The 16372-nt window shown below is 44.7% G+C and carries 22 protein-coding genes; 20 read left to right on the top strand and 2 right to left on the bottom strand.

All coding sequences use genetic code 11. The annotated features are described in order from the left end of the window. Window positions 1-5 precede the first annotated feature (5 nt). The 6 genes from serS to HZC01_04965 are packed head-to-tail and all read left to right on the top strand — an operon-like array spanning window position 6 to window position 5295. Window positions 6-1274, top strand: a complete 1269-nt coding sequence (gene serS / locus HZC01_04990) for a serine--tRNA ligase (protein ID MBI5038026.1) — start codon at window positions 6-8, stop codon at window positions 1272-1274. A 2-nt stretch (window positions 1275-1276) separates the two neighbouring features. Beyond that, window positions 1277-2401, top strand: a complete 1125-nt coding sequence (gene alr, locus HZC01_04985) for an alanine racemase (protein MBI5038025.1) — start codon at window positions 1277-1279, stop codon at window positions 2399-2401. 7 nt (window positions 2402-2408) lie between these two features. Next, complete coding sequence (locus HZC01_04980) at window positions 2409-2627, top strand: hypothetical protein (GenBank protein ID MBI5038024.1); 219 nt, start codon at window positions 2409-2411, stop codon at window positions 2625-2627. A 5-nt stretch (window positions 2628-2632) separates the two neighbouring features. Further along, on the top strand, window positions 2633-3760 hold the full coding sequence (locus HZC01_04975) for a D-alanine--D-alanine ligase (protein MBI5038023.1): 1128 nt from the start codon (window positions 2633-2635) through the stop codon (window positions 3758-3760). 3 nt (window positions 3761-3763) lie between these two features. Then, window positions 3764-4612, top strand: a complete 849-nt coding sequence (locus tag HZC01_04970) for a hypothetical protein (GenBank protein MBI5038022.1) — start codon at window positions 3764-3766, stop codon at window positions 4610-4612. 8 nt (window positions 4613-4620) lie between these two features. Next, a complete protein-coding gene (locus HZC01_04965) occupies window positions 4621-5295 on the top strand; it encodes a PD-(D/E)XK nuclease family protein (GenBank protein MBI5038021.1) in 675 nt (224 codons plus the stop codon). A 59-nt stretch (window positions 5296-5354) separates the two neighbouring features. Here HZC01_04965 and HZC01_04960 read toward each other — a convergent pair whose 3' ends face one another. Next, window positions 5355-5636, bottom strand: a complete 282-nt coding sequence (locus HZC01_04960) for an HU family DNA-binding protein (GenBank protein ID MBI5038020.1) — start codon at window positions 5634-5636, stop codon at window positions 5355-5357. 289 nt (window positions 5637-5925) lie between these two features. Here HZC01_04960 and HZC01_04955 point away from each other — a divergent pair, with 289 nt between their 5' ends. The 3 genes from HZC01_04955 (at window position 5926) to HZC01_04945 (ending at window position 6979) form a co-directional block, all read left to right on the top strand. Next, the gene (locus HZC01_04955) at window positions 5926-6177 is read left to right on the top strand and encodes a DUF4342 domain-containing protein (GenBank protein ID MBI5038019.1); all 252 of its coding nucleotides are present in this window, start codon (window positions 5926-5928) and stop codon (window positions 6175-6177) included. 149 nt (window positions 6178-6326) lie between these two features. Continuing rightward, the gene (locus HZC01_04950) at window positions 6327-6590 is read left to right on the top strand and encodes a hypothetical protein (protein MBI5038018.1); all 264 of its coding nucleotides are present in this window, start codon (window positions 6327-6329) and stop codon (window positions 6588-6590) included. A 59-nt stretch (window positions 6591-6649) separates the two neighbouring features. After that, window positions 6650-6979, top strand: coding sequence for a hypothetical protein (locus tag HZC01_04945; GenBank protein MBI5038017.1), 330 nt, complete (start codon window positions 6650-6652; stop codon window positions 6977-6979). Window positions 6980-7111: 132 nt separating this feature from the next. Here HZC01_04945 and HZC01_04940 read toward each other — a convergent pair whose 3' ends face one another. Beyond that, complete coding sequence (locus HZC01_04940; protein ID MBI5038016.1) at window positions 7112-7711, bottom strand: hypothetical protein; 600 nt, start codon at window positions 7709-7711, stop codon at window positions 7112-7114. A gap of 374 nt (window positions 7712-8085) precedes the next feature. Here HZC01_04940 and HZC01_04935 point away from each other — a divergent pair, with 374 nt between their 5' ends. The 11 genes from HZC01_04935 to HZC01_04885 all read left to right on the top strand — a co-directional run bounded on the left by HZC01_04935 (window position 8086) and on the right by HZC01_04885 (window position 16324). Further along, window positions 8086-9042, top strand: coding sequence for a tyrosine-type recombinase/integrase (locus HZC01_04935; GenBank protein ID MBI5038015.1), 957 nt, complete (start codon window positions 8086-8088; stop codon window positions 9040-9042). Beyond that, entirely contained in the window at window positions 9042-9956 is a 915-nt protein-coding gene (locus HZC01_04930; protein MBI5038014.1) for a hypothetical protein, read from the top strand. The genes HZC01_04935 and HZC01_04930 overlap by 1 nt, the downstream gene beginning before the upstream one ends. A 153-nt stretch (window positions 9957-10109) precedes the next feature. Continuing rightward, window positions 10110-10415, top strand: coding sequence for a DUF1905 domain-containing protein (locus HZC01_04925; protein MBI5038013.1), 306 nt, complete (start codon window positions 10110-10112; stop codon window positions 10413-10415). An 89-nt stretch (window positions 10416-10504) separates the two neighbouring features. Continuing rightward, complete coding sequence (locus tag HZC01_04920) at window positions 10505-10969, top strand: GNAT family N-acetyltransferase (GenBank protein ID MBI5038012.1); 465 nt, start codon at window positions 10505-10507, stop codon at window positions 10967-10969. 18 nt (window positions 10970-10987) lie between these two features. Further along, window positions 10988-11731 (top strand): class I SAM-dependent methyltransferase, encoded by a 744-nt coding sequence (locus HZC01_04915; protein ID MBI5038011.1) that lies wholly within the window; start codon window positions 10988-10990, stop codon window positions 11729-11731. Window position 11732: 1 nt separating this feature from the next. Continuing rightward, window positions 11733-12500, top strand: coding sequence for an inositol monophosphatase (locus tag HZC01_04910; GenBank protein MBI5038010.1), 768 nt, complete (start codon window positions 11733-11735; stop codon window positions 12498-12500). Between the two features lies 1 nt (window position 12501). Further along, the gene (locus HZC01_04905; protein ID MBI5038009.1) at window positions 12502-13131 is read left to right on the top strand and encodes a class I SAM-dependent methyltransferase; all 630 of its coding nucleotides are present in this window, start codon (window positions 12502-12504) and stop codon (window positions 13129-13131) included. A 120-nt stretch (window positions 13132-13251) separates the two neighbouring features. After that, complete coding sequence (locus HZC01_04900; protein ID MBI5038008.1) at window positions 13252-13917, top strand: hypothetical protein; 666 nt, start codon at window positions 13252-13254, stop codon at window positions 13915-13917. Between the two features lie 129 nt (window positions 13918-14046). After that, a complete protein-coding gene (locus tag HZC01_04895) occupies window positions 14047-14283 on the top strand; it encodes a hypothetical protein (protein MBI5038007.1) in 237 nt (78 codons plus the stop codon). A gap of 148 nt (window positions 14284-14431) precedes the next feature. Then, window positions 14432-14755 carry a hypothetical protein gene (locus HZC01_04890; protein ID MBI5038006.1) on the top strand — a complete coding sequence of 108 codons (324 nt, stop codon included), beginning with the start codon at window positions 14432-14434 and terminating at the stop codon, window positions 14753-14755. A 102-nt stretch (window positions 14756-14857) separates the two neighbouring features. Beyond that, window positions 14858-16324 carry a VCBS repeat domain-containing M23 family metallopeptidase gene (locus tag HZC01_04885; protein MBI5038005.1) on the top strand — a complete coding sequence of 489 codons (1467 nt, stop codon included), beginning with the start codon at window positions 14858-14860 and terminating at the stop codon, window positions 16322-16324. The last annotated feature ends 48 nt before the right edge of the window (window positions 16325-16372 follow it).

Raw genomic sequence — 16372 nt, 5'->3', positions numbered from 1 at the left:
TATATATGCTCGACATTAAATACATTCGTTCGAATACAGAAGAGGTAAAAAAAGCATTACAACGACGAAGCAAACGTTTTGCCGATGAAATTACCAGTATTCTCAGTGTTGATGAAAAACGAAAGAAACTTTCCCAAGAACTCGAAGTGATTAATGCACAAAAAAACTCTTTTTCCAAAGAGATTTTGAAACTTGCTGACGCAGAAAAGAAAAAAGCGATTGCCAAATTTGCAAAACTTAAAAGCCAAGAAGAGTCACTGACAGCGGACTTGCGGACTTGTGAAGTAACACTGCAAGACAGTTTGCGAAAAATACCAAATCTACCTGCAGCAGAAACACCAAATGGAGCCACGGATAAAGATAATAAAGAAATAAGAGTTGTTGGTGAGCAAACAAAGTTTTCCTTCACACCCCTTGACTACGTCACATTGGCAGAGCGACATGGATTGATTGATACTGAACGAGCGGCAAAAATTAGCGGCTCACGCTTTGGGTTTTTGACGGGGCGTGGGGCAATCCTGTGGAATGCCTTAGTGCAATTTACGCTACAAGAAATCTTAAAGGCTGGCTTTACGCCTTTTTATTCACCGGTGTTGGTTAAAAAAGAAGTTATGGTTGATAGTGGCTACGATTCGTATGTTGAGGGGGGTGAGGCTTATCTATTGGAACAGGATGGGCTGTATTTGGTAGGAACAGGCGAGCACGCGCTCTTGCCATATCACCGCGACGAAATACTTCAGGAAACTGATTTGCCGCGAAAATATACCACATACTCCAGCTGCTTCCGACGAGAAGCGGGAAGCTACGGTAAAGACACTAAAGGAATCTTACGAGTCCATCAATTCGATAAGCAAGAATTGGTCGTGCTGACGACTCCACACAACGCAGTTAAAGTCTTCGATGAGCTCGTCGCCCTACAGGAGTCAATCATATCTCAACTGGAGTTATCGTATCATTTACTCGCCGTATGCACCGGGGATTTGCCACGTCCGTCATCGCGCGTCACCGATCTCGAATGTTGGATACCGTCCGAGAAGAAATACCGTGAAACCCATTCTGCGTCCAATTGTACCGATTATCAAGCACGTTTGAATAATATCCGCTATAAAACCAAGGAAGGCAAAACTCAGTTTGTGCATATCCTCAATGCAACCGCGATGACCCCGCGTACCTTGATTGCCATCCTTGAACAGCATCAGCGGGCCGACGGATCAATCGCCATACCAAAAGTACTGCATCCATTTACCTTTGGTTTAACTTCAATTACGTCGTAATCATGTCTCAACACCTGCCAATCACCTGGGTGGAAATTTCACGCAGCGCGATATTGCATAACATCCGCACGCTGCGACGTTTGCTTTCGCCCGGCACCCAATTCATGCCGATTATTAAAAGCAACGCATACGGACATGGATTTGAGCAGCTCACGAAAATCCTAACTGCAGCGCGGACAGCCTGGATTGGCGTGGTAAATGCAGATGAAGCGCTTCGATTGCGGCAATTAAACCGCCACGCTAAAATTCTTATCTTGAGTTTTTTCGACCCCGCCTTACTCTCTGATGTCATTCGAAAAAAAATCCGGCTACCGGTATACGGGCTATCTGCTGCCCGATCAATTAATGCAGTAGCAAAACAGCTACAAGTGAAGGCCTATGTCCATTTGAAAATAGACACCGGCACATCTCGCCTTGGCGTGCTACCTGCTGACGCGGTTCGACTCGCGCTCAAATTAAGAGCACTTGATCACCTAGTGGTGGAGGGGATTTTTACCCATTTTGCTGATGCAGAAAACCCCGATCAAAAAGTTACCAAACGACAGCACGCGCTATTTGCAAATGTCATAACATCCATTGAAACTGCCGGAATACGCATACCAATTAAACATGCGGCCTGTTCAGCCGCCCTCATGCTTAACCCGAGGACTCATCTTGACCTCGTTCGTGCCGGTATCGCATTGTATGGGCTGAATTCAATTGAATCGAAACATACCTCAGTCCGCTTGCTGCCTGCCTTATCCTGGCACACGCGTGTCATCCAAGTAAAAGAAATTCCGGCGGGAAGTCGCATTGGATATGGCCAAACATACCGCTCAGCACACGCTATGAAATTAGCTATACTGCCGGTTGGCTATTGGGATGGCTATGATCGAAAGCTGTCTAATGTCGCTTCGGTAATTATAAAAGGCAAGAAATGCCCGGTCCGTGGCCGGATTTGCATGAATCTCATGATGGTGGATGTCACCGGAGTGTCGAGCGTCGCGGCAAGTGACAGAGCCACGCTCATTGGCTATACTGGAGCCGTACGGATATCTGCAGACGACTTAGCGCATCACGCAGGAACTATCAACTATGAAATTGTCACTCGAATAAACCCATTAATTCCACGTATAATCGTGGCATAAACTACCTATGCAAGAAACCAAAGTATTTGATAAAGGAGAAATTGTCCCGCTCGAAGGGAATTACGTTTGCTCTCCTTGCGGATTTTCCCACCACTACCGAGCCGGTGAAACTTTTGGCGAATGCACCTCGTGCATGGCTGGTAGTGATTCAGGGCATCCCGAATATGTAGATGGATCCGGCCTCTGGGAGCATAAACCAGACGAGCCAACCGAAAAGGAAACGTAATACGTATGGCTAAACGGATTAGAATAGGCATCATTTTTGGCGGACGCTCAAGCGAGCATGAAGTTTCGCTTGTTTCAGCCACGTCCGTGATGCAGCATTTAAATCCGAAAAAATTTGAGGTTGTTCCGATTGGTATAACTAAATCCGGCGCCTGGGTCACCGAGGCAAATCCACTGCGACGGCTTAAAGGTAACACGCAGCTTTCGACACCTTCAGAGTCGATTATTACACCGGACGCGAATGCTCGTGGATTGGTAACGGTAAGGACCAAGAAAAAAATTGAGCACCAATTATCTACGCTCGATGTTGTATTTCCAGTGCTGCACGGACCATACGGCGAAGATGGCACGATCCAGGGCTTGTTGGAGCTTGCTAACATTCCGTACGTCGGGTCTGGCGTGCTTGGTTCTGCCGTGGCCATGGATAAAGTCGTACAAAAGCAGGTATGTCAACAGTTGGACATTCCGGTAGTGCCCTACACCTCTGTCAAACTCGACGACCTATCGAAGCGACGCGCTACTGTGTTACGCGCGGTTCAGCAATTAGGTTATCCGGTGTTTGTGAAACCGGCCAATCTGGGTTCGTCCGTCGGCATATCAAAGGTGAAAACACAGCGAGACCTGATTGCTGCCATTCGCTACGCCGGCCGCTACGATCGCAAAATTATTATAGAAAAAGCGGTTGTTCAACCGCGGGAAATTGAAGTGGCGGTGCTGGGTAATGACCAGCCCCAAGCATCACTGCCCGGAGAAATAATTTCTTCAAATGAGTTCTATGATTATGATGCGAAGTATGTAGACGGCAAGTCCTTTGACCAGATTCCCGCCCGCCTGCCCAAAAACATTATAACCGCCATTCAGCGGTGGGCAGTCCAGGCTTTTACCGCCTGCAATTGCGCTGGTTTAGCCCGGGTGGATTTCCTCGTATCAAAAAAAGATGGCCGGGTATTTTTGAATGAAATTAATACTATTCCGGGATTTACCTCGATCTCTATGTATCCGAAGCTGTGGCAGGCGTCGGGGCTGTCCTATTCTAAACTGCTAGAAAAACTTATAGCGCTCGCTCTTGAACGATTTAAGCAAAAGAAGAACTTGCTTACCTCATACCAGCCAAAGAGCAATTGGTACCATTAACCTATGCCAATCCCTGTATCATACCGTTACCGTGGAGGGGAATCATCTGGCTATCACCAGAACCCGATTAATGTCCAGCGAAATTGGAAATCTTTTGTGATTGAGCATTTTGGCCTGGTGGCTTGGGCAGGCATCTGCCTGTTGCTTGCAATCATTTATTTCTTGCTGCTGAGCCCTTGGTTGGCAGTGGCGACGGTCCAAATAACCGGTACCAATAACGATCAAGCACGCGCTGTTTTTTCAACTATTACAAAAGATTTAAAAAAACATCGCTGGGGTCTCATACCGCAATCAAATTTATTTGCTTTTGATGAAACACGCGAGGGGCAGCATATTAAAGACGCCTTTGCTTTTAGCGTAGCGACTATTGACGTACAACTTTTTAAGAAAACAATATCTATTACGGTTACCGAAACGCCCCCCTCGCTTATTTGGTATTCCCAAAACGCCTACTATTTTGTTAATAATCAAGGTATTATTATTCGAGCTATTGCTGATATCACGCAAGAGGGGAGTGGCATGGCACAGATTATAGATGACTCAATGGAAGGCGTTTCAATTGGACAAGAAATTTTTGATTCAGAAAAAATAAGTTTTATTTCCACGGTTCACGCCGCGATAAAAGAAATCCCAAGCCTGCCAATTTTTAATTACTCACTGGCGAATAAATTGTCTACCCAACTGAAGGTACATATTATTGATCAACCATACGCAATTTATTTTGATACGAGCAGCGCTGTTGAGAGTCAGCTGGAAAAACTGCGGCGTATCGTCAGTGAAGGAGTAATTGCAGAAAAAAACCCTCGTGAATATATTGACCTGCGCATTGGCGACCGCGTTTATTTTAAATAGAATCTATTATGGCGTATTCCCAAAAAAAGAAAATCTGGCTTTCACCAACTGGCTTAGAAACCGTTAACCGATGCCCTCGATGTTTTTGGCTTCAGTATAAGAAAAAATTGCGCCAACCAGAGGGGATTGTCTCCCGATTGGCAAACCGGTTTGACGTGATTATAAAAAAATATTTTGACCTCTACCGACCAATTGGCGAATTGCCGCCACTTCTCGAAGGCAAAGTCGATGGCACACTCCAGCATCCATTCCAGGAAGTATATTTCTACCATCACGATGAGGATTATGGCTTAATGGGTAAGCTCGATGAGTGTTTAGTCACCAAGAAGGGTACCTACACGCCTGTAGATCACAAAACATCTAGTTCTGATCCAAATGAACGGCCAATGATTCCGGCATATCAAATGCAGCTTGATACGTACGCTTTTCTGTTAGAAAAAAACAATCGACCCTCGAGTGGCATTGGCCATTTATTGTATTTTTATCCAGCACAATCGGATGACCTACACAATCGGTTCCCCATGGAAATTACTTTGAAAACTCTCAAGACTGACCCGCAGCACTCATTTGAAGCTTTTAAGAAGGCCATATCAGTATTGAATGGCAAAATGCCAAAACCTGCTCCTGATTGTCCTTTCTGCACCTGGCATACCGAATACTCAAAAGCGATAAAGGAAAAATAATCGCAATACAAAAAAGACTCGCAATCATGCAAGTCTTTTTTGTTGTTCTCTATTGGATCTTAGAGAATAGCTTCCTTTGCAGCTTTCGCAACGCGGAACTTCACGACCGTTTTGGCCGGAATTTGGATCGTTGCACCAGTCGCCGGATTGCGGCCAGACCGTGCTGCGCGGTGTTTCTTCACCAATTTCCCTAAGCCGGGAACGGTGAATTCACCAGAGGACTTGACCTCGCCATAAGCAGTCTCGACGAGAAGGTCCATCATACTGGTAACCTCTTTTTTGGAGAGGCCGGACTTCTCTGAGAGATGTGCCATGAGCTGAGATTTGGTCATCTTTGCCATGGTATTTGTACCGTTAATGGTAAAATTGCCAATGAACTTATCAATGGGTAGTATAGCACGAAAACGCATTTGAGCCAATGTTTATGGGCATAAAATATACTTACCAGCTTAAAAGAGCTAATTGAAGGCTAATATTAGCCAAAATAAAATAGCTTAATTATTTAGCAAAAAAGGGCGTTTTATTAATATTTATAAATATATTATCAAGTAACAAAACATTAAATTTGCTATACTGAAACTAACGAAGGCGCAGCAAAACACAAAAAAAGAATCATTATTAATTACCAATATGACTGACGAAAAAACTTTTAAAGAAGAAATTAAGGTAACGGGCGAACAACTCGTAGAAACAGTGAAGAAGCTGGTGCACGAAGCAAACGTTCGCAAGCTGATCATCAAAGACGACAAAGGGAATCAAATATTGGAAATACCGGTAAGCTTTGCTTCAGTCGGGACGATTATATTGCCCATGTTAGCAGCTGTTGGAGCTTTAGCTGCATTACTGACGAATTGCTCAATAGACGTCGTCAAAAGCAAATAAAAATACAAACAAGCTCCTTGAATTGGAGCAAAAACCCGTTTAAAGGAGGCAGGTGATTTATGGACGCCGCGTTATACGTTTTATGTGCAGCGGGATTCATGTTTTTTTGTGCCTTGATAGCACAAGGATTCAAGGAACCCAAAAGCGGCATGCATCGATTTGCGTACAGCAAAGAAACTCCGGAAATGGCTGAACACAAGTATAACCGTGTTCGAAATTTCCAGCAGATTTGCATGTGGGCTGGTCTTGCCTTGATCCTGGCTGCCGCAGCCACATTCATCATCCCGCGCTGGGATAATATTCAGCGCAATCTCAATAACGGTACGCAGACATCACGTCTGATACTACCTCAGGAGGCCGGCATCACGCTGGCCTTCTTTATTTCAATTGACAATGAGGTGGGCGAGTCGTAGCATGAAGATGTACCCACTTCCGCATTTCGTTAGGCTCTTTAGACACATGGAGGTTGCACATGCACATTAAACTCAGCTTGCCACCGTCCCAGGTTGTCCAGGTCGCCCAACAGTCCACCTATTTTTACGCCTGGGGTCCCATGCCTGATCATCGGTATCACGGTTCGATTCGCGACGCCGCTGGATCATTATTGCTCAATGTTGATTTTGGCAATCAGCAAGATCGCACTGAGATAATAAGCGCACTCAAGACCATCGTACTTTGTGCGCGTAACATTGTCTCAGATGGAAACTGGGACAACAAAGACGTCGAGCTCAATATCAAACCTGGTAAAATCGTGAAGGTAAGTGATGTTATTCCATCGGTGGCTGAGAAATTTAGGCGTTGAGCGCATCATGCGCTACAGGACAAACCGTTGTTGTATATATCCATATGGCAACGGTTTTTTTATAACTAATAAAAAATAAAATCCCGCCACTCTCAAATAATTGAAAATGGCGGGGGAGTCGTATGGTTACAATTAGATTGCGAAACCAAGTTGCTGCTCGAGCCAGGTAAGGTACTCCTTGATAGTCTTATCAGGGATAATGTCACCCTTTTCCTGATACGCTCGGATGCGCCGCAGCTCTCCGGCGAGAAGAATCCACTGGCTGAGTCCAAAGTCAGGAAAGACTTTAGTCATAGGCGCCGAAGCGGCGTGAGGAATGAGCAGAAGATCATCATCGGTACAGCCGACATTGTGCAGTGAGCTAAGAGTGGTTAAGTACGCTCGTGTCAGGTGAAACGGCGCGGCAATCAATACTGCCGATGTTACGCTTTGCTCAAAGCACTGCCGGGCAATCCAATTTGCCTGATCTTTGGTATGCTCAGCACATACCTGGGTAAATACCTGCGTCGGCGGCACGAACGAATAGGGATCACGAGCCAGAACCTCAGGATGCAGCAGTGCATATGTACCAACATTATCATCGATAAGTTTGGGATGAATGCCTCCCACGATTAAACGCTTAAAATTCGCGTTTTCATGGAAAAGGGTAATAGCATTACCCATCATTCCAGGGCCACCAAAGCCAGGGAAGACGATAAGTGTATCAGCCTGGGAGATGAAGCGTCCTGACATATTAAGCAGTGTCAGGACGGTTGAGGTCAGAAAGTCCTCAGGAGTTGCATCTATTTCTCTGGGTATCAATGAAAACCTCCAGTAGTTAAATTGTTCTATGTACGATATTTATTCCCGACATAATAGGCAAATAAACTACACTTGTCAAGGTATGAGGAACGAACTAGTTTACTGAAAGATAATTCTCAAAATCACGGTTTGACCTGTTTTTGGTATATGCTACAATGGATATGTTACTCGGTATAATATCTCTTACACCGAATCAAATAGGCCTATAATATACCCTATTAATAGCTACATCACCCTTGTCATTCTGAGTTAATACGAAGAATCTCCTGACGCAGTCAGGCAACAAGCGGCAACTATAATCATTTATGCCCAAACAAAAGAACCAACTACCCCATCTGGATGACTTCCTATTGAACCTCCAGACCAATAGCTACTCCGAAAAGACCATATACAACTATGAACGGGATTTGGGGGTATTCCTGGTATGGCTGCAGGAAGAGTCCTCCAAGCCCTTCACAGGCCTCCAGAGGCGCGATATTGAGCTGTACAAGGCCTATTTAGTGTCACGCGACAGGAACACCGCCAGTGGCCAAACAGCCCCTAAAAGGCTCAATTCTTACTCAATTAATCGAATGTTATCCAGTTTTCGCACATATTTGAGGTTTTTAATCGATAATGACTACGAATGCCCCATAAACCCCCAAATGGTGAAATTAACCAAAACAGCTAAAACCCACCCCCAGGTAGCAGAATTGGCAGATATTGTCCGATTGATCGAATATCCGACCATTGCTGAGAAGAAGGATAAGAAGGTAGCACTACGCAACCGAGCCATCCTTGAGGTCTTATTTGCCACTGGTATGCGTATCTCAGAATTGATATCCTTAAACAAGAACCAGATCGATGCCACGGGTAGAATTTTCATTGAAGGAAAAGGACGCAAGCAACGCTTCGTCTATCTCACTGATCGAGGGAAGCGGCACATCCAAGAATATCTCGCTACGCGAAATGATAAATTTCCCGCGCTCTTTATCCCCTACCGCGGCCGCCATACCAAGTCCGGTTCTGACACGCGTATCTCACCTGACTATATCCAGATGAAAATAAAAGAGTATCGTGAAGCATTGCAGATCAATGTGCCCACCTCAGCGCATAGTCTTCGTCATGGCTTCGCCACATACCTCGCCGAGTCCGGTGCCAACCCAGCCGCTATCCAAATCCTGCTTGGCCATGAGTCACTCGATACCACTACCCGCTACGTAAACGCTTCCGATCGTTACGCCGAAAAGACGCATAAAAAATATCATCCGTTGGAAAAATAATGACAAGTAGGATATATCTGATCAAAAACTTGTTAATAAATAATAGTGCTCTACCGACAAAGGTTGGTGAGAATTTAATTGTTAATCCAACAAAAGAAGAATACTGGCGTAAGATGATAAATGCAAATTACATTGACACCAATTATATAAATATTGCAATTCATCGTAAATATGTGAACCATGACCCAAATGATTTTATCTCAGAATTAAAAGATGTTGGTAGGGTTATTGCAATATTAAGAATAATACACCCAAATACTGCAAAAATTTCTGGATTGTATATATACGAAAAAAATACTAATACATTTTTGTCATTTCCAATTGCTAAAGGCATAAATCCGTATATTCACGAAAAAGTAGCTGAACCAAAACCTATCATTAATCACAGAGATTTAGATTTACTTTCAAAAACATGGAAAAAAGTTAGCCAACTATACTCCGGGAAAGAGTATTCTAGACTAAGGAACACCATTGACTTTGTTGAGCACTCTAGATGGACAACATCGATAACTGACTCAATTATTAACCTGGTTACCGCATTAGAGAGTTTATATACATCTGACAATATTGAAGTCTCAAATAAAATTGCTACCCGAGTTGCTTGGTTTCTTCATCCATTAATAAAAGACGCAAATAAACGCATTGAATTAGTAAAGGAGGTAAAAAAACTTTACACATTCCGAAGTTTTTTACTCCACGGTAATGATGTTTCAAAGTATCTTGAAAAAACTGATGAATATATTAAAACGGCAACGTACATTTTAAGGGCATCGATTTTGAAAATTCTTCGTGATGAAAGAAACGAAAATTTATTTACTATTTTTACTTCAAAAGAGAACTCAGTGATTGAGGAATACTTTCTTGAACTTTGCATGGGGGAGAAATCAATTAATCAATATAAAAAGTTTAATTAAATTAGTAATTATTTGATTTTGAAAAAATGCCATCCCCTACTGTTTACACATTGGTAGAATGAATAATTAATAATTTCTAATTACTAAATTCTGATTTAGACATTTGAACATTGATTAGAAATTAGATATTTGGAATTAGAAATTGCTGCACTAATGACTTCAAACACAATATATAAATTCAAAGGGAAAGTGTGGGTGTGGCAAGGCGAAGGCGCTTGGCACTTCGTGAGCTTACCCAAGGACAAGTCGACGGGAATCAGAAAGCTGTACCACGGGCTGACGGGTGGATTTGGATCATTGCCCGTGAAAGTAACGATTGGTAAAACGACGTGGAAAACATCGATTTTTCCAGAAAGTAAAGCTGGACAATATATGCTGCCACTGAAGAAAGATGTACGGAAAGCGGAAAACTTTAGTGAGGGTGATGTCATAACGTATAAAATACAAGTGCTAATTTAATACACCACCAACTCCTGTCACCCTGAACTTGATTCAGGGTCTGTAGCTCAGATTCCGGATCAAGTCCGGAATGACAAATAGAAACATGTATGCAAATAATCAAAGCGACACTAGAACATAAATCCCCCGCGCTTATATTACTGGACGAATTCCGGACGCATGTCATGCACCAAGAAGATCCAAACACCACAGCGGTTTCAACTGACGCAGTACACAAAGGTGGCACCGTATATGACGAAGTGGTTCAGTCAAAGAGCGGTGCGATATTTCTAGCACAAGATGGTGACCAGTACGTCGGTATCGTAACTATCTATCGTTTTCCCCGCGTGCGTGCAGGAACGTATTACGCTGAGATTGAGGAAATGTTTGTCCAACCAGCGTATCATGGTAAAGGCATAGCACAGCAACTCGTAAAAGCGGCCACCGCTTGGGCTAAAGAAAACGGCGCTGAGACGATTACCACCAAGAGCGGTGAAAAACTAGCGCGGGCCCACGCCTTTTACCAAAAAATGGGATTTAAGGTGTACGGTAAGGCGTTTAAAAAACAATTCTAACCTGTCATTTCGATTACCATGAAACTTAAAGAAACATTTAGCACCATCCCTGAGCAATACGACAAAGCACGGCTGGATTATCCCAGCCAGATGTTTCGCGATGTAATACAGTATGCAGGACTCAAGAAATCTGATCCAATCCTCGAAATCGGTATTGGCACGGGTAAAGCAAGCGAGCCGTTTGTTCGGCGTGGCAATGCGTATGTGGCGAACGATATTAGTATAGGACTGGTAACTATAGCCCGTCGGAACCTTAAACGCTATCGACGAGTCAAATACATTATCAAGCCGTTTGAAAATATTAAGCTCCCCAAAAACCGGTTTGGTTTAATATTTTCCGCTCAAACGTTTCACTGGATTAAACCGAGTACACGTTTCAGTAAAACACATGCACTGCTTAAACCAGGCGGCACGTTGGCCTTGATGTGGAATTACAATTATTACGACCGCGGCATCGGAAAAATGGCGCTGCGCCTGCATAAGAAGTATTCACGCGCTCGAGGCGGCAAAGCAGACGCAATTATTAAACAGCTCAAGGCGCATAAGCAGTTTACCCATGTCACACTTAAAGAATACCAGCGAAACCTCCATATGACCCACCAAGAGTATATAACGATGCAAACATCGTTTTCGTGGTATCTCGCGCTATCAGAAAAACGGAAAAAACAGGCACTGGCCGACCTTAAGCATATTGTTTCTCGTTTCCCAAAAAATATTCCGATACCCATTCGAACTAAGCTAGTGATGGCCAAAAAGAAATAATATGCAGTACCAGACGTTTATTACCAAGCTCGCCCGCCAAGCCGGTGGTATTATGCGGAAACATTTTTCAGATGAAATCACTAAAGACTGGAAAAAAGACTCTACGCCAATTACTATTGCCGACAAACAGATTAATGCGTTAGTGGTTCGTTCAATTCGTAAATCATTTCCCACACACGGTATTCTTGCAGAGGAAGGCGGCAGTCTGAGAAAGGAAGCGGAATACATCTGGGTGTGCGATCCGATAGATGGCACACTCCCCTATTCGCATGCCATACCGACCAGCACGTTTTCATTAGCACTAGTGCATGATGGTGAACCGATTATTGGCGCGCTGTATGATCCGTTTATGGATCGACTCTACTATGCAGAGAAAAACAAAGGCGCTACTCTCAACCACCGGCGCATCCGAGTGTCAACGTCCCGCACTATCAATCGCAAAGTAATCGGATCAGTCGTCTGGCCCAGTGCACCAATGAATTTGGTCAAAGTTAATGATCTTCTTTTCCGTAATGGCGCTTATGCGATTAATGCCGTGGTCACTACGTATTTTGGCATGCTGGTTGCTAGCGGACAGCTGATTGCTAATATTTTTCCTGGAAAAAATCCCTGGGATACCGCTGCCCAAAAAATCATTATCGAAGAAGCGGGTGGCATAGTCACTGATTTTTATGGCCACGAACAACGTTATGATCGCCCAACCAAAGGAATCATCGCAGCAAACAATGCGACTGTACATCGGAAACTTTTATCACTGATGCAAAAGTAATATGCAATCCTACTGGAACAAACAGCACGAAATCTATAGTAAAGCGGATTGGATTAATCAGCCGTCGCTTTTTGCTGAATGGTGTCTGCAGTTTTTCCCACCCTCTGGGACTCTACTTGATATGGGGGGCGGGCAAGGACAGGACGCCAAATACTTTGCGGAAAAGGGGTACCAGGTTACTTTGATTGACTCAGCCGAAACGGCACTGATAAAAGCGCAGGAAAGAATGCTTCGTACCTCAAACAACATTCGCATTCAGCACCATGATATCAGCAAGCGGCTGCCGTATTTGGAAAATACATTTGATGTGGTATATGCCCATTTATCATTACACTACTTTGACACGACAACCACCTATGAAATTTTTAATGATATTCATCGGGTTTTAAAAACAGGTGGTATTTGTGCCTTCCTAGTAAATTCACAGAGCGACCCGGAGTTTCGTAGTGGCATTCCAATCGAGCCGGGTTTCCTCGACGTTGATACTGTTCAAAAACGATTTTTTGACATTACTATGGCAATGCAATTTACTCGCCAATTCCAGACTATTATGGTCGATGCACGAGGTGAAACGTACAAAGATCGCTTAACTGACAACCACAATCTCATACGCTATGTCGGCAGAAAATAACCTACTGAAAAATCGGCTCGCGGTACAACAAATTGTTATTTTTAACTACCAATAGTCTGTCGGCACCTGGACGAACAAACGCTTCAGGGATACAATAGGTACATCATTAAAATTAATCATATGAAAAAAAGTTCAAAACAAGCATTAAGCGGCATACTGTTATTGATTGCAGTTGTAGTAATTGGTGCTGTTGTCTATAGCCGACTGGGTACGAACGAAAACTCCTGGGTATGTGAAAATGGCGCATGGGTTAAGCGAGGCAACCCCACCGCAGCCGCTCCGACGACTGGATGTAGTAACACAAATACCACCGCTAATTCAAATGGCGGGGTCGGCGGACCAGAAATTACCACGTATGATGAGTGTGTGGATGCTGGCTACGCCATCATGGAGTCATATCCGCCGAGATGTGCCGTACCGGGTGGCCAAACTTTTACCCAGGACATTGGCAATGAATTGGAGAAAGCAGATGAAATTGTGGTTGACAGTCCCCGCCCTCAAACTAAAATTACGAGTCCGCTCAAAATCACCGGACGCGCTCGCGGTTCCTGGTTTTTTGAAAGTGAATTTCCGGTTACGCTCATGGATAGCGATGGAGCTGTAATAGTAAGTGGTACCGCCTCTGCCGAGGGTGACGCCATGACTACTGAATTTGTAGATTTCACGCTAACGCTGACATTTGATAAACCAGAGGGCAATGCCGGCACACTGATACTCAGCAAGAATAATCCCTCTGGGCTTCCTGAATTGAATGATGAATTGTCCATCCCTCTTATCTTTGACTGACGATTAAAATCTTGACTAAATATGACGAGTGCGGTACGGTAATGAACCGCACTTTTTGTTAATCATTGCGCGCCATAGGATGCGCGTATCATCGCATAGGATGCTCCATGTCTACACTATGGAGCGTGTATGTTGGTAGAATTCGTCTTATCGATGGATGATCTGGTTGTCGATGGTAAGAATATCGACAATTGTGTCATGACATGGCGAAGTGATCTCGATCAACAGGAAATTTTAGAGCTATCCCACAACTGGATCAGTACTCAAAATTTCCTTACTCGCCGCATGATCGGTTTACAGCGCGTCGGCGAGTCATCGCTGACCATTGAGCCTATCGAGCGACGCAGTGCTACCGAGCACTGGTAACCCCCTTTTTTACCCCGCACGGCATTATGTCTGGCGGGGTTCATTTTTGGCTACCCTTGACATATATTGGCATTTCCGCTAATATTATCGCTAAACATTATTACTAACCAAAAACCAAAACAAACAATTTCAAAAAGGAGTTCTTTCCATGAAGAAAAAAATCGCGTCTGCGCCGAGACTTGTCCGGATGGATACCGATGCCCTGGTAACTCATTTTAAAGAAGTTATTCCGAGTATTCCATCTGCGATCACGGATGAACACACGCCGGTTATCAACGAATTCTGCGCCCGTTTGCCTACGATGAAAGAGGTGCCCGTTGAATTGATTATCAACGAGGGCGCCTACGCCTTAGTCTTCAGCGATACCAGTCATCAGTTCCCGGCTGATTGTCTGTCTCGCCGAGCTTTGCGCGGAATCGTCAAACGGTATTGTGCCGCTCCGCATCATTCTCGAACTTATTCCACCTGCTGAAAAGCAGGCTGCCTCCCTTCAACCATCCCCACACCCCCAGTTCACTGAGTGCGTGGGGATTTTAATATTGATTTTCACGAAAAAATCTGCTATACTTTCAGTATGTTACAAATAAAAACAATAGCCCTGACCATACTGGTTGCGGCAGGTTTATTCATGGGCGCGCACGTTTGTGCGGCAGAAACACGAGATATAATCTTTCCCGTATTAGGCGATACTCGTTTTTCAAATGACTTTGGCGCACCTCGATCAGGCGGACGTACGCATGAGGGAAATGATATTATGGGCATGAAGCATCAGCCGCTCGTTGCAGCTGTCGATGGAACGGTTCATTATGTCGCCTACCCAGAACCATATTATGGGTATGCGGTTTTTCTCGAGGACGCGGCTGGTTATGAATACTGGTATTTACATATTAATAATGATACCTACGGAACCGACGATGGAAACGGTGGCGGGATGAGTGCGTATGCACCAGATATCCTGCGTGGCAATCCGATACAGCGAGGCCAACTCATCGGCTGGATGGGAGACTCGGGTAATGCGGAGTCAACCGTTTCCCATCTGCATTTTGAAATCCACGCTCCCGATGGAAGTATTATTAACCCTTTTGATTCACTGTCCAGCGCGCTCCACCTTGGTTCAGCCACAGTTCCTCCCCCATTAGAAAATGAGATTGTTCCCTTTGACCGATTTATGGGTGGCGGTTCAATCGCTTATGGAGAGCTGAATGGCAAATTTGCCGGAGAAGAAATTATCGTCGGTGCAGCCGCCGGTGGCGGACCGCAGGTGCGTATGTACGCGCAAAATGGAACACTTCTCGGCGGGTTTTTTGCATTTCCTGAATCTTTTCGCGGTGGCGTAGACGTGGCGGCTGGAGATTTCAATAACGACGGCATTGATGAAATTATTGCTGCGGCCGGTCCGGGCGGTGGCCCGCAGGTGCGTATCTTCACCGCCGATGCAAAAGTACGCGGGCAATTTATGGCATATGCTCCATCCTTTCGCGGTGGTGTAAATGTGGCTGCGGCAGATCTCACCGGAGATGGAATTGCGGAAATCATTACTGGCGCCGGTCCGGGTGGGGCGCCGCACGTCCGAGTCATGACACATGGTGGCGCACACATCAGTCAATTTTTTCCGTATGCCACGACTTTTCGCGGTGGCGTAACAGTAGATGCTGCTGAAGCTACTGAGGCAGCGCCCGCACTGATTGTGACTGGCCCTGGCATCGGTGGCGGAGCTCACGTCAGATTATTTGATAGCAAAGGCAACCACTATGGGCAGTTTTTTCCGTACGATAGCTCATTTCGCGGTGGCGTAAACGTTGCCATTGCCAATATGGATTCCGGATCGCTTGAACCCGAGGTTTTAGTCGCCCCGGCATCCCGCGGTGGACCTCAATTTCGCTTGTATTCAATACAAGGCGGTTTAATACAGGATTATAATGCATACGAGCCGTGGTGGCGTGGCGGATACCAGATTGCCGGTAGTACTGACACGGCCAGCGTAGTAACAACTAAATCATCCCGACGTACATCAATCCGAGAACTATTTTCTCCTTATTAATTTTACTTGCGAATTATTTCACAATACAAAAAAGCCTCGGGTCATCCG

Source organism: Candidatus Kerfeldbacteria bacterium, assembly GCA_016214565.1.
GTDB lineage: Bacteria > Patescibacteriota > Patescibacteriia > UBA10025 > JAHIVO01 > JAXDBW01.
The sequence above is the reverse complement of the archived record's forward strand: the minus strand, read 5'-3'. Positions and strand labels throughout refer to the sequence as shown.